Raw genomic sequence first — 21,408 nt, 5'->3', positions numbered from 1 at the left:
CTCACATTCAAGTTCGAGATTCTAACACAGGTTCACTAAGCAATGAGCAGATTAAGACTAAAGAATGTTAGCGATGCCTGCTTTCGAGTTTTATTGATTACTAACTCAACACTCAAAGTGTGAATCTATGCGTTTACAAACAAAAAGCTCGCATTTCGCGAGCTTTTCATTGATGTTTGGTTATTAAACCTTAGTCAAAAGCTTGTTGATGGCACCGACAAATTGCGTCGGGTCTTCCATCGAACCTCGTTCAGCCAGCATCGCTTGGCCCAACAACACTTCCACCCAGCGACCAAATGCTTCTTCATCGGCTTCATCTGCCATACGCTTAACAAGTGCGTGCTCTGGGTTGATTTCGAAGATGTACTTCACGTCTGGTACTGCTTGACCGGCCGCTTCAAGAAGCTTCGCCATCTGTGTGCCCATTTCGAAATCGTCAGTCACGACAACTGCAGGCGTAGTAGCAAGCTTAAAAGTCGTACGAACTTCTTTTACGCGGTCACCAAGGTATGACTGAGTTCGGTCAACTACAGACTTAAACTCTTCTTCCGTTTCTTTCTGCTTTTCTTTTTCTGCTTCGTCTTCAAACTTACTCAGATCAAGACCCGCTTTGGTAATCGATTGGAATTGCTTACCATCAAATTCGGTTAGATAGTTCATCAGCCACTCATCGATGCGGTCAAACATCAAGATAACTTCGATGCCTTTCGCTTTGAACTGCTCTAGGTGCGGGCTGTTCTTCGCGGCTGCGTAGCTGTCTGCCGTTAGGTAGTAAATCTTATCTTGGCCTTCTTTCATGCGTTCAATGTAAGAAGCCAAACCAACGGTTTGCTCAGCAGAGTCCACTTCAGTAGACGCAAAGCGCAATAGACCAGCAACCTTCTCTTTATTTGCCATGTCTTCTGCAACGCCTTCCTTCATGACAAGGCCGAACTCTTTCCAGAATGATTGGTATTTTTCATCATCATTCTTCGCCATACGCTCAAGCATAGTAAGTACACGCTTGGTACATGCGTTGCGAAGTGACTGAGTGACCTTGTTATCTTGAAGAATTTCACGAGACACGTTCAATGGCAGATCATTCGAGTCAATCAAACCGCGGATGAAACGCAAGTAAGATGGCATAAACTGCTCAGCGTCATCCATGATGAATACACGCTGCACGTACAACTTTAGACCCGACTTATGGTCGCGGTTCATCATATCCCATGGCGCTTTCGCTGGGATGTAAAGCAGGCTGGTATAATCGTTCTTACCTTCTACACGGTTATGACTCCACGTAAGCGGATCGGCGAAATCGTTAGAAACGTGTTTGTAAAACTCTTGATACTCCTCTTCAGAGATATCCGACTTGCTGAGGGTCCAAAGTGCCTGAGCTTTGTTGATTTGCTCCCACTTCTTCTCACCCGTTTCATTACCTTCGTCATCACGAACAGTGGTTTGAATTGCAACTGGAATACCAATGTGATCAGAATATTTACTGATGACATCACGCAGACGCCATTCATTTAGAAATTCTTTACCTTCTTCACGCATATGAAGAACAATGTCGGTACCACGAGAGACTTTCGTAATGGTTTCAATGGTGTACTCACCTTCACCCGCAGATTGCCATTGAACCGCTTCGTCAGCAGCAGTACCCGCAGCACGAGTGCGCACAGTCACCGCGTCAGCAACGATGAACGCTGAATAAAAGCCAACACCAAACTGACCAATCAGCTGTGAGTCTTTACTTTGATCATCAGACAGCTTCGAAAAGAATTCTGCCGTGCCAGATTTCGCGATAGTACCTAAGTGCTCAATCACGTCGTCACGCGTCATGCCGATGCCGTTATCAGAGATCGTAAGTGTGTTAGCCTTTTCATCAAACGCAAGCTTTACACCAAGGTCGGCATTCCCTTCATATAAATCTGGGTTAGATAGCGCTTGGAAGCGTAATTTATCTGATGCATCAGATGCATTTGAGATCAACTCGCGTAGGAAAATCTCTTTGTTTGAATAAAGAGAATGGATCATCAGGTGAAGTAACTGCTTTACTTCTGATTGAAAGCCACGAGTTTCTTTGTTTGGGGATACGGTGTCGCTCATGTTTGCTCCATAACTTCTAAATTAAAAAGACTTTAAATGACAAAGTCCTAACCGCTGCCTTATAAAAACAGCTTTACCACGATGTCATTTAACATGTGGCTGACAAATGTAAATTCAAGGTCAATATTGCTAAAAACGGTGTTTTTTTAGAAAATTTTAATTATCCTATTTGTCTAAAAGCATCTAAAACGAGCACATGTCCTTTTGCGCACGCCATTTTTTGTGACGCAAATCACTATAATTTCAGAATCATCCATCTAAGAAGAACTAAATGACTAACATCGGCACCAAATTTCTGCTTGCTCAAAGATTTGTCTTTGACCCAAATAGTAATTCGCTCGCTGACCAACAAAGTGGCAACGAAGTTGTACGATTAGGAAGCAACGAAAGCCGTATACTCCTGTTGTTGGCAGAGAGACCTAACGAAGTATTAACACGTAACGAGTTGCATGAGTTTGTTTGGCGCGAACAAGGCTTCGAGGTGGATGACTCAAGCCTAACTCAAGCAATTTCTACCCTGCGAAAAATGTTGAAGGATTCAACTAAATCGCCAGAATTCGTAAAAACAGTTCCTAAACGCGGTTACCAATTGATTTGTTCTGTTGAACGTTTAAGCCCGTTGTCTTCTGATTCTCTCCCTGAGCTTGATGATCCAGAGAATGAAAACGAAGCGCCTGTCGTAGATTTAGAGCAATTCACAGAATCTTCGACGGAAACAATTGCTGAAGCCCCTGTTGAACTTGAAGCGTCATTAGAAACACCAAAAACAACGCCAGCACCAAAAGCAAACCACTGGATCGCGCGCGTGCTTGTTATTGTCGCTCTGCTATTGCCAGTGTGCGTATTGTTACTAACTAATCCTGCAGAGTCTCAATTCCGTCAAGTTGGTGAGTACCATAACGTCCCCGTTATGACACCCATTAATCACCCACAATTGAACGATTGGCTGCCATCCATTGAGCAGTGCATCAAACGTTATGTGGAGCATCATGCGGAAGAGTCTTCGCCAGTCGAAGTTATCGCCACTGGCGGCCAGAACAATCAACTGATACTTAACTATATTCATGATAGCGACCATTCATACGAGAATGTGACGCTGCGAATCTTCGCTGGTCGTAATGACCCAACAGACATCTGCAACTAAAGGAGGCTGAAATGAAGATTAAAATAGCATCTGCGGTTTTAGCCGTATCTATCCTTTTTAGTGGCTGGTTATATTGGGGCAGTGACCTAAAAGTAGAACAAGTACTGACAGCAAACGAATGGCAATCTACCATGGTCACACTGATCACTGATAACTTGCCAGACGATACTGTAGGCCCACTACGCAAAGTCAATGTAGAATCGAACGTGAAGTATTTACCAAACGGTGACTACATCCGTGTAGCAAATATTCGATTGTTTGCGCAAGACTCAACGGCGGAGTCAACCATCAACATTTCGGAAAAAGGTCGATGGGAAGTGAGCGACAATTATTTGTTGGTATCGCCTGCTGAGTTCAAAGACATTTCGGCCTCTCAGTCCAAAGACTTCTCTGAATCGCAACTTCGTCTCATTACTCAAATCTTTAAGTTAGATGCCGAGCAGAGCCGTCGCATTGATGTCGTGAACGAAAAAACGTTACTACTGACTAGCCTGAACCACGGTTCTACGGTACTGTTTAGAAACTGATTTTGATTCGATGATAAGGGGGCAAGATGCCCCCTTTTATTTTGGACATGGACTGGCTAGATACCCTTACCCTCTTCTTTGGTTCCCTCATTGCAAATACGCTTGCTTCGCTTTCTGGCGGAGGCGCGGGCTTGCTGCAATTTCCGTTATTGATCTTTCTCGGTTTGCCTTTCTCTGTAGCACTCGGTACACATAAAGTAGCATCAGTGGCTCTTGGGTTAGGCGCAGCGAGTACCCACCTCAAAGCCGGAACAATAAAGCCTGAAATTGCGCTTTACCTGATTCTAGTTGGCAGCATTGGCGTTGTAATTGGTGCAAATTTGATTGTCCAAATCCCCGACAATATCGCAGAGAAAATGCTTGGCTCGATGATCCTAGCTCTTGGAATTTACTCTCGCTTCAAGAAACAGTTGGGGCAGACAGAGATACCAACTCATCGCGATACGTTTGGCTGGATAGTCGGCGGGTTAGGTTTGATGTTCATTGGTATCGTGAATGGCTCGTTGACTGCCGGCTCTGGCTTGCTTGTTACCCTTTTCCTTGTGCGTTGGTTTGGTTACGACTACAAGCAAGCGGTGGCCTATACAATGATTTGTGTCGGTCTGTTTTGGAATGGTATCGGTGGCGTCGCAGTGGTACAAGCCGGAGCGCCAATTCATTGGGCCTGGTTACCGGTTTTATTAGTGAGTTCATTTTTAGGCGGCAGCTTAGGTGCATGGGCGGCGACAAAGTACAGCAATCGAGTTATCAAAATCGCGTTTGAAATCCTCACCTTTGCAGTCGGCATCAAACTGTTGCTTTAGTATTTAAAGAAAGGAAATTAGAAATGGATAAAGCCATCATAGACATTCACTACTGTCGTCAGTGCAATTGGATGTTGCGTTCAACTTGGCTATCGCAAGAATTGCTTCATACATTCAGTGAAGAGATTGAAACCGTCAGCTTACATCCTGATACGGGTGGCCGTTTTGAGATTTTTTGCAATGGCGTCCAGATTTGGGAACGTAAAAAAGACGGGGGTTTCCCTGAAGCCAAAATCCTAAAACAACGCGTAAGAGACATCATCGATCCAGAGCGCGATTTGGGTCATTCAGATACAAAATAGGGAGCCAATGGCCCCCTTGATTACTTATCTAATTACCGATTTATTCGATGACACGAAAATTAAATCGTGGTCTGTGCTAACACTTCACCTTCTGGCGTTTGCACCGTTAGTGTGTTGCCTTCCATCAAACCATAGCTACGTGACAAGCCATTTCTTGGGAAGGTCATTGATCCCGGATTAAAGATGATCGCACCTTCTTGCATCTCTGCCACTGGAACATGAGTATGACCATGAGCAATGATGTCGCCTTCACGCAATGGCGGGCGTTTTGTACTGTTGTATAAATGACCATGAGTGAGGAACATACGCTTACCCGACTCCAATAGTAGCCATGCGTATTCCGTCATCATTGGGAAGTTCAACAGCATTTGGTCAACTTCACTGTCACAATTACCACGAACAGAGATGATCTGCTCACTATATTGATTAAGTAACTCTGCGACTTGTGGCGGGTTGTAACCTTCTGGGATTGGATTTCTTGGCCCGTGGTTTAACGTATCACCCAATAAGATCAGATGGTCAGCACCAGAGGCCAAATAAAGCTGGATAGTTTCTTCGGTTGCCGGCAAAGAGCCATGCAAGTCTGAGGCAAAAAATAGTTTCACGACATCGTCTCCTCAAAATGTATGAGGGTATTCTACGGCATTCTTATAGAAGCTCAACCAAAGTACAAAACTAGTGATTACGAAGCATTTCAACCAACATTGGCACCAAGTAGAACCAAGCAAAATAACCGGCCCCCACAAGGATTACAGCCCAAAATATCATCGATAAAAACTTAGACTTGGCTAGGTGGTTTAGTGGGTCTGGCTCTCCACATCCTGGACAGGTGTGAGCTCGTTTTGATATTTGCTTCTCGCACACAGGGCAAGCAACTAGCGGCATGACATGACATCCTCAATTATTTCTTTAATTCTCAAAGGATAAGCCTCAGTTTACGGATATGCAATGGCACAAATAAGTAATTATTACTCGGTTTGCTATTTGTCGCTGTGATGAGAATGTTTCCCTTCTTACCCTCTATTGAGCCATTAACGAAAAGAGCCGCCTATACCTCTTCTCTCGCCATACCATTAATCACAATGTTGTTGTAACTCACCATGCCAATGACCTCACCATTTTCAATCACTGGTGCGCGACTAATACCAAATCGTTCAAATAAGCGTGCGCAATATTTCACATTCATGTTGGGATCGACGGACAGTGCTGGTTTAGTCATGATTTCATAAAGATTGGTTCGTTGCGGAGAACGATTTTTTGCCAGAACTTTTTTAGCGATATCGTTCATCAGAACAATGCCATATTCATCATCGCTATCACGCTTATTAATCACCAGCGCTTTAACTTCACTCCTTTTCGCTAACGTAATACCTTCATGAACCGTGATTAACCCATCTACAATGATATACGTTGCAGCCATCACGTCTCTGACTCGAATTAACTCGTGATTACTCATAATTCGTCCTCTACCACTTTGGTCAGTTTTTCTACTTGGTGCGCGACGCCAACCGCATCCTCGACATCAATTTGTACGGCAATGCCTTGGCCTGACTCTTGGTCAAACTCTCCGACCTCGCTGATTGTCTCTAGTATGTGTCTGGATAAATGCTCTTCAACAACAAACAACAACACGTCTTTTTGCACTTCTAAAGTCAATCCAAAGAAGGTGCGTTTTTGGTTTAAACCTTGCCCTCGAGCGTTGTTAATCACCGTAGCACCCGTTGCCCCTGCATCACGAGCCGCATCCAGCACTTTGTCGGTCTTGCTATCCTCTACAAAGGCCAGTATTAGTTTAAAGCGCATTCTCTTTTTCCTCCGCAGTCTCTTTGTTTAACCACTGGGTGATTTGGGCATAGCCCATGACAGAAATTATTGGGAATAAACTGGCAAAGGCGATCAAACCAAAGCCATCTATCATGGGGTTTCGTCCCGGAACCGTCGATGCCAACCCCAAGCCAAGTGCAGTCACCAAAGGCACTGTGACCGTAGACGTCGTCACGCCACCCGAATCGTAAGCCAAAGGAACGATTAGCTTTGGCGCGTAAAAGGTTTGAATCACCACCACGATATAACCTGCAATGATGTAATAGTGAATCGGATCGCCCACTACGATTCGGTAACTGCCCAACGCAATGCCAACCGCGACACCTAAAGCAACAGCAACACGTAACCCGTTCACACTGATGCTGCCACCAGACACTTGATTAGCTTTAATGGCCACCGCGATAAGAGAAGGCTCCGCTATGGTGGTACTAAAACCGATAAAGAAAGCGAAGATGTACACCCAGTAATAATCAACCCAACTCAAGGCTTGGCCGATTGAGACTTTAAACTCCAGCAAGAAAGCTGGTGCAGTCAATTGAGTCGCCATGGTTTCACCAAGTGGAAACAGCGCCATTTCCAAACCAAGCAAAAATAACGATAACCCTAAAATAACGTAACCAAAGCCAAGTATTACTTTGGGTAAGTTTGAAACTGGACGGCGCAGCACTGCCAACTGAAAACCGAAGATAATGGTCGCGATAGGAACCACATCAGTGATGGTTGAGATAAAAGTATCGATGAAATGCGCAAAGGAAATCATGCCACCACCATCCCATAAACCATCACAAACATCATCGGTAACAAGGAGGCAAAAGCGATAAGTCCAAACCCATCAATCATGGGATTGCGTCCTTTGATCGCCGATGCGAGCCCAACCCCAAGAGCAGTAACCAGAGGCACCGTGATGGTAGAAGTCGTCACACCGCCAGAATCGTAAGCCACACCGATGATAGATTCCGGCGCAAATCCCGTCAGTATCACAACGCCGATGTAGCCTCCGATGATCATGTACTGAATCGGCCAACCTTTTAGAATCCGAAGTACGCCTAATACAATCGCCACGCCCACCGACAAAGCAACCGTTAAGCGCAAGCCATCTGCGTATTCCTCCATTGATTGCTCAGTATTGGCAATCATCCCTCCCTCAGCCGCCACCTCCGAAGCTTCTTCCGCTACAGCAGTCAATGCTGGTTCAGCAATGGTTGTACCGAAGCCTAAGCAGAATGCGAAAATCAGCAGCCAAAACACGCTGCCTTTACTGGCAAAAGCTTGCGCCATGTTTTCGCCAATCGGGAATAACCCAAGCTCCAAACCAAAGATAAAGAAGGTCAAGCCGAGAATAACCAAAAGAAGGCCAAATAGAATGGAGACAAGATTAGGGAGTGGCTCTTGCAAAACAACGAGCTGAAAAAAGGTAATAACAAGAACGATAGGTAGTAGGTCGCGAGCACTGCTGAGTAAGGCTCGAAACAGAGCAAAAAATGCTTCCATATACGCCTCCTACCCTAATGTCATCTTCCTTTAAAGTCAGCATGACACAGTTTCCTGCAACTAAGTGTGAGCCGCACTCGATGATTAATAACATCTTGTTACATTTATTCAAATTGTGAGCTTCACATCGCTTCACAACAAAACGCTTCTAACTACTTAGGAACTAATAATAAAATCGACAACGCAAGTCATTGAAATGATCATGCTAGGCCGTTAACGACTATAATGTTTGAATAGTTTTACAATCAAAGGGATAACATGAAGATATTACTGACCGGTGGTACAGGCTTTATTGGCTCTGAGTTACTTAAACTGCTTACCACGCATCAAGTCATGCTGCTTACTCGCACCCCAGAGCAGGCGAAGCAACGCCTACAGCATGCTGATGTCGGTAATATAGAATACCTCGACTCCCTTGATTCGATTGAAGATCTCAATGACGTCGATGCGGTGATTAACCTTGCCGGCGAACCGATTGCAGATAAACGCTGGAGCAAGGAGCAGAAAGAGGTCATTTGTAACAGTCGGTGGAAAGTGACCGAGCGGATCGTTGAATTGATTCATGCGAGTACTGAGCCACCGTCGGTGTTCATTAGTGGTTCTGCCGTAGGTTATTACGGTGACCAGCAAGACCACCCGTTTGACGAGTGCTTACACGTGAATAGCGATGCTTTCGCTCATTCTGTGTGTGCTCGTTGGGAGCAAATTGCCAAGCGTGCAGAATCTGAACAAACACGAGTGTGTTTAATTCGTACTGGTGTTGTCCTCGGTCAAAATGGAGGTGCGTTGGCAAAAATGCTGATGCCCTACAAACTAGGTGTAGGTGGGCCGATGGGAAGCGGTAAACAGTACATGCCTTGGATTCATATTCTGGATATGGTTCGCGCTATCATGTACCTACTTGAAACCCCACATGCTCATGGTGAGTTCAACTTGTGCGCCCCCCACCCTGTCAGCAACCGAATCTTTAGCGGTACACTGGCGAAAACCCTCAAGCGACCGCATATCCTGTTTACTCCTAAATGGGTGATGAACATGGCGATGGGAGAGTCATCGTGCTTACTGTTTGATAGCATTCGCGCTAAGCCTAAGAAACTGACCGAGCTTGGTTTCAAGTTCAGCTACTCAAGAGTTGAACCCGCACTCAAGAACTTGCTTCAAGACAGAAGTTGTTGAATCATAAGGCTCACTACCTCCCAGTGAGCCCCTTACTATGAAAAAGTCAGTTTTAATCACCGGATGCTCTACAGGCATCGGTTACGTGTGTGCCCACGCTTTACAAAAAGAGGGCTTTCACGTTATTGCCTCGTGTCGCAACAAGCAAGATGTTCAACGCTTAACCAGTGAAGGCTTAATCTGCATTCAGTTAGATCTTAATGATCCTCAAAGTATTTCTGCTGGAGTTTCAACAGCTCTGGAACTGGCCGAGGGGACACTCTATGCCGTGTTTAACAATGGCGCTTACGGACAACCTGGCGCATTAGAAGATCTACCGACAGAAGCACTTCAAGCACAATTTCAGACCAACTTTTTTGGCTGGCACCAACTCGTAAGAGAAGTGTTGCCACACATGCGCAAACAGGGTGAAGGAAGAATCATCCAAAACAGCTCTGTGCTAGGATTCGCCGCGATGAAATATCGTGGTGCCTATAACGCCTCTAAGTTCGCTCTTGAAGGCTGGACAGACACGCTACGTTTGGAATTGATGGACACCAACATCAAAGTTGCACTGATCGAACCCGGCCCAATAGAAACCCAGTTTAGACAAAATGCCTTAAAAGCGTTTGAGCAGTGGATTGATGTGGAAAACAGTGCCCACAGAGCGGCTTACGAAGGACAAAAGCAGCGTTTGGATAACGACAAGTCGAACAACAAATTTGTCCTTCCAGCTGAGTCTTGTATTGAGCCAGTGCTTCACGCACTCACCAGTGATAAACCCAAAATCCGTTACCGAATCACCACACCGACCAAAGTTTTTGCGGTATTGAAGCGCCTGTTACCAACTCGTATTCTTGATAAGATTTTGCGACAAGCAGCATAAAAAATTTTTATCACGATGTAATTTTACCGTAACAATGTGATGTCATTATGAGCATGTAGGTTAAGAAAGCCTCAATGTTCGAATCAATTTCTAAGTCAGTATCTTCATCCATCGTGCCTGAACGCGATGTGGATACTCACTTTAGATTTGGTATCGCCACCCTTTCTGTTTTGTATTTTCGCGAGACAATAATGACATTAAATCAGCTTAACTGGCTTAGTGTGGGTGTAGTGTTGACCATGTTCATCCTATTTTGATACCACACCCAGCACACCACTATAACGTCTAACAAGACTTTCTAAAGCGTGCTGGACTAGCCAAATTTAATAGCACTTTCGCTTGCTATCAGGAATACGCTGCTTCGGCAGCGTTTTTCCTTTCTATCGCTTGAATTTCCCAAATATCAACTCCATATCTACAATCAACGACAAGAAACAAAAAGCAAGGATACTCTGATGCAATCCCCATTTATCGTTGAGTTAACAGAACAAAACTTCCGTGAAACGCTTGAAGGGTCAATGAACACGCCTGTATTGATCCACTTTTGGGCAAGCGCTCAACCAGAAAGCGCACAAGTGATTCCTGAATTACAAATGCTGACTCAGCAATACAACGGCGCATTTACCCTTGCTCTATTGAACTGTGAACAGCAACCGGCCCTTGCTTCTCAATTTGGCGTGCAAGTGCTACCGACCATCGCATTGTTCATGAATGGTCAAGCTGTCGATGGTATGGGTGGCCCTCAGACTATTGATGCGATTACAGCAATGCTGCAAAAGCATCTACCAAGCCAAGATGAGATGCAGTTGAAGCAAGCAAATGAATTGCTCCAACAAGGTGAGCACGCTCAAGCATTAGCGATTCTTCAAACGCTATCGGAAGAGCTTCAAAACCGCGGCGACGTGAAACTGGCGATGGCAGATTGCTTGCTGGAAACCAAACAGTTTGAATTGGCACAAACGCTGTTAAGCGCGATTCCACTGGAATACCAAGACAACTACTACAAAGGTTTGATCGCGAAGTTAGACCTGCATCTTCAAGCAGCGGAAAGCCCAGAGCTTCAACGTCTTGAACAAGAACTAGCAGCAAACCCTGATAACATTGAATTGGCGTGTGAACTTGCCGTTCAGTACAACCAAGTAGGTCGCGATGAAGAAGCGTTAGAGCTACTTTGGAACATTCTTAAGGCCAACCTAGGCGCACAAGATGGTGAAGTGAAGAAAGTCTTTATGGATATCTTGAGCGCACTTGGCCAAGGCAACGCTCTGGCAAGTAAGTACCGCCGTCAACTTTACTCGATTTTGTACTAAGCGAATCGATTTAAATCAGGACAGCTCAAATAGAAAAGGCCGGAAAACTCCGGCCTTTGTTGTTTCTACCATTCCTAAAATACTCGTCGCGAGAGACTGGTACTAAAAATCACTGTACAGCGTAGGTACCGCAGGTGGGTATTCAATCGGCTGCCAGCGGTCATTGAAGGTGTATTTTCCGTACAGCATGAAATGGTTTGGCGTGTAAAACTCTGAACGCTGTAGATCCACCAGCGCACCGATATACCAACGTTTACTCACTCGTTTCTCAACGGCTGCTTGCAGCGAAGCACCAAAGCCGCCACCGCGCTCAGAACTATCACCAGAAGATAAATAAGGCGCATCTTCTTCTGTCCATGAGTTAGAAATGGAAGCACTCAATTGATACGACCATGTGCTGTCGTAGCGACCGTAATAGTTGACTGGCAATGACACAGAGAAATAACTTTGCGGGCTGTAGTAGCCACCATGACCAAGTGTGTATTCACCCAAGTTTTTGTCATAGTCGAGGTACATCAAGTTAGTGCCAATACTCAGGCGCTGATCATCCGTTGCGATCAGTTTGTAGTAAGCCCCACCAAGCACACCGAGGCGAGTGTTGTCTTCAACATTTTCACCCGTCAGTGCATGGTATTGCAGGCTGCTCCAAAAACCGTAAGGGCCACCTATATCCCAGCTCGAATTGAGCTTAACGCCAGTTCGAACTACACCACCCCATTTTTTGCCTTGGGGATCACTGGTTCCACTCGGTACTGTCATTCCAGCATAAGAAAGTGTGCTGCTGGTTTCAGGTCGGCGAGACGCTTCTGCTGTCCATCCGAAGTCCCCGAGATCACCATCCACACTGACCCCGCCTACCCAAGTAGTATGGTCAAAACCAATCGGTGTAGTGCCGATATCCACTTGCCAATCTTTGGCTTGCCAACCCACACCCAGCGCCATACCTGATGCATCATTTTGAACCGTTGTTATGGTTGGGAAGTTTTTAGGATCCTTCTCGTAGTAATCTAACTTACCCGAATCGATAGATACGTAATCCGCTCTCAGCAGCAGATGCCCATCGAGTGACTCAATCGGAATACGCGCTTCGATTGGCACTTGGTTAGATGAGTTACGCCCATCACGCGCACTGTAATCCCAACCAATAAGTACATGACCATCACTGCGGTCATGGAGTGTATCGATGTCCGACTTAACATTTCGCGTTAGCCAGTAGTCATCGGCTGTGTCATACAACTCACGCAAAGTAAGCGTCTCTAGACTTGCTTCATCTGGTTTTGTACTTTTTTCAATTCGATCACTGTTCAGTGCCTGACGTCCGCGCTCTTCTGCTAACGTCCATTGCTGATTGTCCATCGCAATAGACATGCTGTTTCGATACGCCAGAGCGTCAGCGTCCTGTGTATCATCGAGCAAGCGGTTCAGGGTGTTCGCATCATTGCGGTAACCGAGTTGATTGAATACCGAAGCAACGGTCATCAACTGAGCAGCATTCAGCGTGTCGCGTTTCTTATTCAAGCTCAGATGCAAGTCGTGATAGGTTGCCTCATCTCCGCTCTGCACACTGGCTTGCAACAACCCCACCTGAGCTTGCGTCTTGAATGGTGCAGGTTTTGATGAGATACGTTCATACAAAGCCATTGCTTGCTCTGGTCGTTGATTCGCGAGTAACAAATCCGCTTGCGCTAAAGTACGACGTGTTTTGAGTTCATCAAATTGCAGCGCTTCAGAGGCACTGACTGCTTGCTGGTCTTTACTCAACGCCAAGCCTTCGTACCATTGGTCGAAATCGTCAAACTGATTCAGGCTCACCATCATACTGCCGTAAGCGAGTTTTTCGTCGGTAGACCATTTGCTTGAGGGGCGAATACTTTGATAAATACGCTGCGCTTCATTGACCTTTTCAATCTCTACCCAAGCACTTACAAGCCTCGCTAGAGGTTGAACTTGCCCAGCATATTGCGACTCAAGCGACGTCAACATGGTAGTAACCGTCTTCGGTGAGGCCTGATAACGCGCGGGTAAATCTTGTAAATCGGCATTGAGCTTTAAGCGTGTGAGGTTACGCTCCATGGCTGGGGTAACCTCGCGCTTCGGCACACTCTCTAACTCAGAAATCGCCGCATCGACTTTAAAATCTTGAGCGAGATACAAGGCATACGCGAACTTCATTTCCGGATCAGTGCTGTTCGTCGCCCATTCAGACATCAGCCTGTCGGCACGACGTTTATCACCCATAGAGTGAACCACATCGGCGATGTCCAGTCTCAACCAAGGCGATGTTGGTTTTAGCTCAATCAATTCTTCCACTGCAGATTGCATACCTACTTGGTTATCTTTCGCTATCGCAATGCGCAATCTCGCCAGAATGATCTCAGATTGAATGCCATTGATTTTCTCAGACACCACCTGTTTTTGCGCTGGAGAAAAGCGCTGTGCAAGCGAAGCCGCGCCCGCCCAGTCCTGCTGCTCAATACGAACATCGAGTCGTCCACGTAAGGCAGATCCGTTCAGCGCTTCAAGTTTTAGTGCTTGGATATAAGCTTTATCTGCCGCGGCATAGTTCTTTTGTGCTAAGTAAAGCGCCCCTAAAGAGGTAAAAGCATAAGGCTGTGTTTTATCAGACTGAATGGCTTTACGGTAAAGGCTTTCAGCTTGTTTAAACTGCCCTTTCTCAGCCAGTGCATCACCTTGATCCAAATAAGCCCAATATTGCGAGGTTTCAATCAGAGTGGCCCATTTCGAGGCACTATCCGGGTCTTTATCTAACTGCTGTGCACGTTCAAAGTACTCAAGTGCCTTTTGTTGCTGACCTTTACGCAGATAGACCTTGCCCATACCACCCAATATTTCTGGGTCGTTCGGACGCGTCGTCATCGCATAACGCAACTGCTTCTCAGCTTGCAAGGTTTTGTCTTCATCCAGCAGTTTGAGACCTTTCAATTTGGCAAGATAGGTTGGGTCCTTACGTAGATCTTGCTCGGTTTCCCAGCGCTTCTTTGCGCCTTGGTTGGCGCGTTGAATCTCAAGATCTGATGGATAGTAACTCGCAAGAATCGCGTATTGTTGAACCACTTGTTCTGAGATAGGCAGTTGATCGAGAGCACGCAGCCAAGATGTCGCTGCACTGCTGCCAATGACTGGCGCTAAAGCGAGCTTTTTGTAGGTATCCAAAATCCATGGGTCAGCTGGATTCTCTTTGCGGATATGATTCGCCAATGCGAGTTGAAACTGAGGCACACCCGGGTAATCTGCATTTAAGCGCTCTAAACCTTGTTTTACTGTCTGCCAACTTCCATCAAGATTGCTTTGCAGCTGAAGAAACTCTAACTGCAATGCAGCAGAAGGCATGCCGTTTGGAAAAATGACTTTATACGCTTGGATGGCTTCTTCGTAACGGCCAGATTTAGCTAGCAACTTAGCTCGTTGGTAATCGCCTTTCTTATCTCCTTGAAGAGACATGATGGCAGCCAAGTCTTTGGCTTGTGGAGAATTTGGCGATTGTTTGGTTAAACGCTGAAACGTCTGCTTCGCCAACTCAGGTTGCTTACGCTTTAAGTACATATTGGCTTGGTAATACAAGCCAATCGGGTTGCCTTCCTCAATCGCAAACAAACGCTCTAACGTACTTTCAACAATGTCGTCGCGTCCTATTGCATCCGCCAGTTTCAGCTGTTCAACCAGCCACTCCACCGAGTTTACCCGAGCAAGAGACGTCGAGAACTGAACCGTTTCGATCGGTTGATAAACCACGGCTAACTGCGCTTTGCTAAGCGGCTTTGAGCTAAAACTTTGTGCATAAACAGGAGCAATCCCGCTCGCCATCATGGCCAGCGAGATCAACCACGAAGCACGTCTTGCTATTGGCATTGCTCGCTCCATGCCGGCAACAGTTCACCTTGTTTGCCAAAGCGGTAGCGTGCCTGATGCCAGCCTAGGCCAAACAAGCTCAAAACATTGTCGTAGTAATGGTCGTTTCTGTCCGAGATAAGTTCTTGCTGCGCTCGGCTTGCTTGTGCTTTGAGCAGCTCAGACTCACCAGACGCCGCCAACAAAGGCAATGCAGCAGCAGAAAACCCTGCACTGCCAACTTGAGTGTACTCACCCGTTTCTGTATTCACTTCTCGTGGTGGTGCGCCGAGCGCTTTAGTCGCTGCGACAAAAGGCTGCATTTGCTGAATCAGCTGAGCTTTTTCTGTGACTTGGTCATCAAGCATACCCGCCCATAAGTAGGTACGAATGGCGTTGTAACTGCCAATTGGCCCAGTCACCGAGTCAGCACTGTACTGACCTTGGCTGAGCGTTGCCCAATCAGGACTGAAACCTTTTGGCATGGTTTGCATTAGCATTTGCGCGCTTGCTTTATACATGCCGTCCCATGAATATTGCGGATACAGAGCTTCCATTCGTGCAATCAACTGTAACGGCACATAGCTCGGGTTCACACGGTAGCGATCACCAAACTCAAACCCTGTTGGTGCAGGCAGTAACACGGTGCCCAAACCGTCAATGGTCACAGTCTCTTCTCGTAGAATACGACTAGCAAGCAGATGACCAAGCGATTGGTAATAATAGTTATCCCACAGTCGACCCGCTTCTACCAAAGCGTAAGTAATCCAAAGGTCGGAATCCGATGCAGCATTGGTATCTAACACACCAAAACTGCCGTTCGCTTTTCGGCCCCATAACCAAGCTGGCAATCTTGCCGTAAGGTCGCCACCAGCTAAATGCACTTGAGTCCAGTTTAATACATCGGCAAACGCTTTTTGATCATCGGCAACCAAAGCAAAGAACAACGCATAGGACTGGCCTTCCGATGTGGTGATCATGCGTTCATCGCTGCCATCCACGACTCGACCTTGTTCCATATAAACCGACTTAAATGTGTCCCATTGTGGCCAGTCACACGTGTTTGCCCACAGCGGAGGAGAAGTCAGTAGCATGATAAGTGCAATCAACTTTTTCATTCCTCTTCCTCCTCAGTCTTCTCTAGACGTTTTGCAGCAACCTGACGCAGAACACGCCAAAGCACAATAGTCACGATCACCATCAATAACGCAGCGAAGCATGCCACGATGATTGGATGATTTGAGAAGTGGAACCACACTAATTGCCACACTGGCAATTCACCCACAAAGTAGTGAGAACCAACGTTATAGCTCGCGACTTCATCTTTTCTTAGTGTCACCACAGAGCCAAACATATGCTCCACTTTGCCCGAATCCGCGAGAGCTTCATCAACCGTAGCAAAATCAGCAGGATGAGCAGCCATAATAGACACTAAACTGCGATTATTTGTGTAAGGTGATTCCATACCATAAATCGCAGCAAAGGAGCCGCCGGCTTCCACTGAAACATAATCAGCAGGCACTTGGTTAGCATCGCTTGGGTTCATCCAGTTCATACCAAGCTGCTGTTCATTCTTGCTTGGTAGACGAATTTGACGCTCGCCCGCTTCAACAACCAGATTCACTTGATCTGGGTCGTTCGCCGCTTCTTCTAATGAACGCACCACTCCAATGCTCAAGATATCTTTGTCTTTTAGCGCTTGTGCATCCCACTTATCGGTCAACAATACTTGGATGCCTGGGTAGCCAGAATCACCGCCCAAAGATCCCATCACATTCAAGAAGGTTTGCAGTGCTTCTTTTGGTGCGTTTTTTGGCACCACAACAGCGGTTTCAGACAGATCCGCCATGCGTGTGTACGGGAAACCAGACGTTGCAAACGCACGCATGTTTGGCATTTCGATGTAATGCGGGAAGCCGCTAAAGTCGAGCGTAGAGTCGCCATCAACCACGGCATATTGTTTGCTTGGTTGAGTGACCTGACACTGACCATCTGTGACAGAGGCAAAGCCAAATTCAAAATCGATCTGGTTTTTGCTACCCACTTTGAATGCCGGAATACGAACACGGTCGTCGCTGCTCAGAATGCTGTCATCCAACAATGGCACACGAACGCGGTTGGAGTCGCCACCTTGACCCGCAGTGGTCAGGTTAAAAGCTTCGATAAACTGGTCGTTAATGCTCAGCGTCAGGCGGGAACCAGAATGGTCTTCCGTCGGTGGTGAGTAACGGTAGTTCAGATCCATTGGAATACCACGACTCTGCCAAGTAAACAAATCTGGCGGCAAACGTAAGCTCACGCTGATAGGTGGTGGCGTGCGACCTTCCACTTGCAGCATGCTCTTTTGTTCAACCAATTCAGACAACGCAACCGGGCGATCTGTGCTCACCCAATTTGGCGCATCGTAAGGCACGCGAGGTTTGATTTGCTTCACCTCGTTGATCTTGGCAATGGGTCCGGTAAGAATCTGGTTACCCAATGCCAATCCACGTACTGCGGTGTTTAGGTCAGCACTATCACGACCAATTACCAGCAATAGCTTCACGTATGGGTCGGTTGGGTGGGTGATCACTTGTACACGCGGGCCATCTGTATCTGGGAAGTCTTTTAGGAATTCAGGTTTGTTGTCGTTAGTGATAAACACCACGGCGTTGCGCTCTGGCAAAGTGTCGAAACTCAGAGGGAACTGCGCACCGCGCCAAGCCGCTAAAGAGCCGAAGTAGGAACTCAAAACACCAGCGGCTTTCACTTCGTCTAAGTCATATTTATCGCCCATCACAACAGGCAAATTAAGTTGGCTAAAGTCACGAACATCAAAGAAAGGCGCTGGCAGTAAGCTCAAATCGCTTTCTAGCTGCGTTTTTTGCACAAACATTTCGATGCGGCTACTTTGGCTGATCTCGGCCCAAATACTGGAATCATTCGGGTTGGCACAGTCTTTTTGAGTATTGCCAATCAGCTCAAAACGAATTTGGTTGTAGTTACTAAAGTAGCGCGTATCCAGTGGCATAGAAAGACTAAGCTTTTTACCCTGCTGTCCATCAACGATAGACGCCACGCCCATCAACTCGTTGTTCAAGTACACTTTGACGTGTGAAACCAAGGCAAGTAATGCCGGCGAAGGCGTAATATCAAAGTACAACGTGGCTTTTGAAACCACCTCATCAAGGCGAGAGCCAAAGCCAACATAAGCGTTCGCTTCACTGCCTTGAATTGCAATTGAGCCGCTGTAGCCCAATTGAGTAAATGGAACAACTCGCTTAAAGACGGTGGCATTTTCCGCGTCTTGTTTCTGAGCTTGGGGTTCCGACAATTGCTGTTTTACTTCTTGTGCCGCGAGACTGCCCGACATACACATCAGAGTGATTGCCGTCGTCAACGCTGTTAGTTTTTTATTATTTAGCATGACTTGTGGTCCTGATTGGGACATAGCGAGGTCGAAGTGACCAAATAAATTCGATACAAAATAAAAGTGCATCCACACTGACCACGACAAATTTAGGGCAGTGTTGTAGCAAGCGCTTGTATCCATTAAAGCCGACTTGTAGAACGGCTTGCATACTCGATAGTGGCTTATCTGCTTGATAGCCTTGTTGCCATTTCGCCCATGTATCTGCTCGCGCAAATGTACATTGGACGTATTGGATTTGTTGTTGATGCGACAACTCATTGAGTTGCATACCGAACATGCCTTTATGAGCATAGGCAACCGTCATCGGGAACACGAATTCTTGCCCGCCACGATTCAGAATCACTTCGAGTGACTGACCGAGTAAGTACTGGCAAGTTTGTTCGTCAACGCCATCAATTTCGATGCGGACGCCCCCCAATGAAAAGTCTTTCATCTGAGCTTGAATCAAATGCCCAGAGTGCAATCTCACCGCAACAGGAATTGCCACCTCTACGCGGTGATCTTTTCGTACCTGTTTCGCTTCTACCGCAACCGCGACCGCTGCACCTAAGATCAGCAAGTTGTACATCGTCCATACTAAGTTAACGATAACAGTGCCGACCTCATCTTGGGGCCCCCACCCCATTCGATACAGGCCCACGGCAAAACCAAGAATATTCAGTGCCACAAGCACCAAATACGGTCGAGAGATCACCCAGTCGTAATGCGATCTTTCAACCAAGCCCCCTTTCGCCGTTACATTGAATGTCCCTTTATGAGGCGCAAACAAAGCGACGGTCGTTGGTCTTGCGATGTACCAAGCAAGCACGGTTTCATACACTTCCCCCCAGAAGGAGTAACGATAGTCACCCTGCATGCGTGAGTTGGTCATACTAGCGTGGATCATGTGCGGCAAAACGTACAAGATAATCGCCAATGCTGGTGCGTAAATGACGTAAGAGTGCAGCAACAAAAACGCCAGAGGTGCAATCAAAAACACAATACGCGGTATACCGGATAAGAAATGCAGCATGGCATTGACGTAACAAAGCCGCTGCGACAACTTCAGCCCTTTACCGGTGAGCGGGTTGTCGACCCTGAAGATCTGCGCCATGCCCCTCGCCCAGCGAATACGTTGTCCTACGTGTGCCGATAAGGTTTCTGTCGCTAAACCCGCTGATATCGGCTGCTTAAGGTAAGCAGAGCGATAGCCCAATCGGTGCATGCGCAGTGACGTATGTGCGTCTTCCGTTACGGTTTCAACTGCGATACCACCCACTTCTTCAAGCGGTTCACGGCGCAAAATAGCGCACGATCCACAGAAAAACGTCGCGTCCCATAAATCGTTACCATCTTGAATCAACCCATAAAACAAATTGCCTTCGTTAGGCACATTACGGAAGTTCGATAAGTTACGTTCAAACGGGTCCGGAGAGAAGAAGTGGTGCGGAGTTTGAATCAGCGCCAGCTTCGGATCTTTGAGGAACATGCCCATGGTGAGCTGGAAGAATGCTCGAGTTGGAATGTGGTCACAGTCGAAGATCGCCACAAACTCACCATCCGTCTGCTTTAACGCATAGTTGATGTTACCGGCTTTGGCGTGCTCGTTAGTCGGCCTGCGAATGTAGTTAACCCCTACACTCTTTGCGAAGTCACGGAAGCTGTCTCGTTTACCATCATCGAGAATGTGAATTTTCAATTTGTCTTTTGGCCAGTCCACCCCCATCGCTGCGTATACCGTCGCTTTAACCACATCGAGATCTTCGTTGTAAGTTGGAATCATCAAGTCGATGGTTGGCCAAGTCGATTGATCTTGTGGCATTGAAACTGGCTTACGGTTAAGCGGCCAAATATTCTGGAAGTAGCCCAGCATCAACACTATCCAAGAATAGGTTTCTGCTAAAAGCAATATACCCCCTAAGATCAGTGCAATAGGATCGTCCCAGTTTAAGGTTGATGAGTAACGCCACCAGAGATAACGACACGATGCTGTCACCGAAAGAATGATGAGCAACATGGTCGGAAAGCGCCCCGGCATACGTCGCACCATCATGGCAAGCGCCCACAACAGCAGCACAAATACAGTCTGCGCTTGGTAACCGAATGGCACTGTAAAACAGAGCAACGCGATCAACACAACGAGGAACAACAATGCGTAGTTCAAGGCCATCGCAGACTTGCTGGCTTTCATGCGTTCACGAACTTCAGGATCTTTAACTTGGTTTGCGGCCTTTTCTAACCAACGAACACTTTTCGCCACCAGCTCAAACGGCAAGTAGAAAGCATTGCGGATTTTCTCAGCAAGATGCATCACGACACTACTGGCTTGATGAGACCAAGCGGACGCCACACTTTGCTTAAAACACAGTAACCAAACGCTCTGGACAACAAATCGAATCGGGTCAAACAAGCGAGGAGCGGCATAGTTAACTTGTGGGAAATAGACCAGAGGCAGCTTCCAAGAGGGAACACCAGAAATCACAGGTTTTAGGAAAACAAAGCTCAATGAAAACCAAACAGAAAGCACAATGTTGCCCAACCAATTGGTTTTGCACTCCCAAGCTTGCTCATACGCCTGCTTGTGCGACTGAAATTGATCGACTATCCAGCTTTGGAAGATAAGGTTGAGGCTACGCAT

Annotated in this window: 19 protein-coding genes; 8 read left to right on the top strand and 11 right to left on the bottom strand. The window is 46.7% G+C overall.

All coding sequences use genetic code 11. The features are described 5' to 3' along the window. Positions 1–183: 183 nt before the first annotated feature. Positions 184–2,088 (bottom strand): molecular chaperone HtpG, encoded by a 1,905-nt coding sequence (htpG, locus tag BCT11_RS25775; protein ID WP_102389613.1) that lies wholly within the window; start codon positions 2,086–2,088, stop codon positions 184–186. 271 nt (positions 2,089–2,359) lie between these two features. Here htpG and BCT11_RS25770 point away from each other — a divergent pair, with 271 nt between their 5' ends. The 4 genes from BCT11_RS25770 to BCT11_RS25755 are packed head-to-tail and all read left to right on the top strand — an operon-like array spanning position 2,360 to position 4,864. Next, complete coding sequence (locus BCT11_RS25770) at positions 2,360–3,232, top strand: transcriptional regulator (protein ID WP_042604279.1); 873 nt, start codon at positions 2,360–2,362, stop codon at positions 3,230–3,232. Between the two features lie 11 nt (positions 3,233–3,243). Beyond that, positions 3,244–3,759 carry a transmembrane regulator ToxS gene (gene toxS / locus BCT11_RS25765; protein ID WP_038865718.1) on the top strand — a complete coding sequence of 172 codons (516 nt, stop codon included), beginning with the start codon at positions 3,244–3,246 and terminating at the stop codon, positions 3,757–3,759. Between the two features lie 47 nt (positions 3,760–3,806). Then, a complete protein-coding gene (locus tag BCT11_RS25760; protein WP_102389622.1) occupies positions 3,807–4,562 on the top strand; it encodes a sulfite exporter TauE/SafE family protein in 756 nt (251 codons plus the stop codon). A 23-nt stretch (positions 4,563–4,585) separates the two neighbouring features. After that, complete coding sequence (locus BCT11_RS25755; protein ID WP_005436938.1) at positions 4,586–4,864, top strand: SelT/SelW/SelH family protein; 279 nt, start codon at positions 4,586–4,588, stop codon at positions 4,862–4,864. Between the two features lie 59 nt (positions 4,865–4,923). Here BCT11_RS25755 and yfcE read toward each other — a convergent pair whose 3' ends face one another. The 6 genes from yfcE to BCT11_RS25725 form a co-directional block, all read right to left on the bottom strand. Further along, the gene (yfcE, locus tag BCT11_RS25750) at positions 4,924–5,469 is read right to left on the bottom strand and encodes a phosphodiesterase (RefSeq protein ID WP_038877557.1); all 546 of its coding nucleotides are present in this window, start codon (positions 5,467–5,469) and stop codon (positions 4,924–4,926) included. Positions 5,470–5,539: 70 nt separating this feature from the next. Continuing rightward, positions 5,540–5,749, bottom strand: a complete 210-nt coding sequence (locus tag BCT11_RS28500) for a hypothetical protein (protein ID WP_080774343.1) — start codon at positions 5,747–5,749, stop codon at positions 5,540–5,542. Positions 5,750–5,912: 163 nt separating this feature from the next. Next, entirely contained in the window at positions 5,913–6,320 is a 408-nt protein-coding gene (locus BCT11_RS25740; protein WP_038865724.1) for a CBS domain-containing protein, read from the bottom strand. Continuing rightward, the gene (locus BCT11_RS25735; protein ID WP_005436932.1) at positions 6,317–6,667 is read right to left on the bottom strand and encodes a P-II family nitrogen regulator; all 351 of its coding nucleotides are present in this window, start codon (positions 6,665–6,667) and stop codon (positions 6,317–6,319) included. The genes BCT11_RS25740 and BCT11_RS25735 overlap by 4 nt, the downstream gene beginning before the upstream one ends. Then, a complete protein-coding gene (locus tag BCT11_RS25730) occupies positions 6,657–7,448 on the bottom strand; it encodes a DUF1538 domain-containing protein (protein WP_038865726.1) in 792 nt (263 codons plus the stop codon). Before BCT11_RS25730 ends, BCT11_RS25735 begins: the two co-directional genes overlap by 11 nt. After that, entirely contained in the window at positions 7,445–8,179 is a 735-nt protein-coding gene (locus BCT11_RS25725) for a DUF1538 domain-containing protein (RefSeq protein ID WP_038865727.1), read from the bottom strand. Before BCT11_RS25725 ends, BCT11_RS25730 begins: the two co-directional genes overlap by 4 nt. Positions 8,180–8,437: 258 nt before the next feature. Here BCT11_RS25725 and BCT11_RS25720 point away from each other — a divergent pair, with 258 nt between their 5' ends. The 4 genes from BCT11_RS25720 (at position 8,438) to BCT11_RS25705 (ending at position 11,530) form a co-directional block, all read left to right on the top strand. Next, on the top strand, positions 8,438–9,355 hold the full coding sequence (locus BCT11_RS25720; RefSeq protein WP_042604278.1) for a TIGR01777 family oxidoreductase: 918 nt from the start codon (positions 8,438–8,440) through the stop codon (positions 9,353–9,355). A 37-nt stretch (positions 9,356–9,392) separates the two neighbouring features. After that, the gene (locus BCT11_RS25715) at positions 9,393–10,220 is read left to right on the top strand and encodes an SDR family oxidoreductase (protein ID WP_102389612.1); all 828 of its coding nucleotides are present in this window, start codon (positions 9,393–9,395) and stop codon (positions 10,218–10,220) included. Positions 10,221–10,294: 74 nt separating this feature from the next. Continuing rightward, the gene (locus tag BCT11_RS28185; RefSeq protein ID WP_198594002.1) at positions 10,295–10,477 is read left to right on the top strand and encodes a hypothetical protein; all 183 of its coding nucleotides are present in this window, start codon (positions 10,295–10,297) and stop codon (positions 10,475–10,477) included. Positions 10,478–10,675: 198 nt separating this feature from the next. Beyond that, on the top strand, positions 10,676–11,530 hold the full coding sequence (locus BCT11_RS25705; protein ID WP_045422547.1) for a co-chaperone YbbN: 855 nt from the start codon (positions 10,676–10,678) through the stop codon (positions 11,528–11,530). Positions 11,531–11,632: 102 nt separating this feature from the next. On the opposite strand, the gene BCT11_RS25700 is transcribed toward BCT11_RS25705, so the two are convergent. From BCT11_RS25700 to bcsA, 4 genes are read right to left on the bottom strand one after another with little or no spacing between them, the layout of a single operon-like run. Next, the gene (locus BCT11_RS25700; RefSeq protein WP_102389610.1) at positions 11,633–15,400 is read right to left on the bottom strand and encodes a cellulose synthase subunit BcsC-related outer membrane protein; all 3,768 of its coding nucleotides are present in this window, start codon (positions 15,398–15,400) and stop codon (positions 11,633–11,635) included. Then, entirely contained in the window at positions 15,391–16,497 is a 1,107-nt protein-coding gene (bcsZ, locus tag BCT11_RS25695) for a cellulose synthase complex periplasmic endoglucanase BcsZ (protein ID WP_102389608.1), read from the bottom strand. Before bcsZ ends, BCT11_RS25700 begins: the two co-directional genes overlap by 10 nt. Beyond that, on the bottom strand, positions 16,494–18,785 hold the full coding sequence (bcsB, locus tag BCT11_RS25690; protein WP_102389606.1) for a cellulose biosynthesis cyclic di-GMP-binding regulatory protein BcsB: 2,292 nt from the start codon (positions 18,783–18,785) through the stop codon (positions 16,494–16,496). Before bcsB ends, bcsZ begins: the two co-directional genes overlap by 4 nt. Then, positions 18,775–21,408 carry a UDP-forming cellulose synthase catalytic subunit gene (gene bcsA, locus BCT11_RS25685; RefSeq protein ID WP_102389605.1) on the bottom strand — a complete coding sequence of 878 codons (2,634 nt, stop codon included), beginning with the start codon at positions 21,406–21,408 and terminating at the stop codon, positions 18,775–18,777. Before bcsA ends, bcsB begins: the two co-directional genes overlap by 11 nt.

Source organism: Vibrio sp. 10N.222.52.B12 (assembly GCF_002875385.1).
GTDB classification, from domain to species: Bacteria; Pseudomonadota; Gammaproteobacteria; order Enterobacterales; family Vibrionaceae; genus Vibrio; species Vibrio jasicida.
This window is presented reverse-complemented; position numbering and strand designations above follow the sequence as displayed.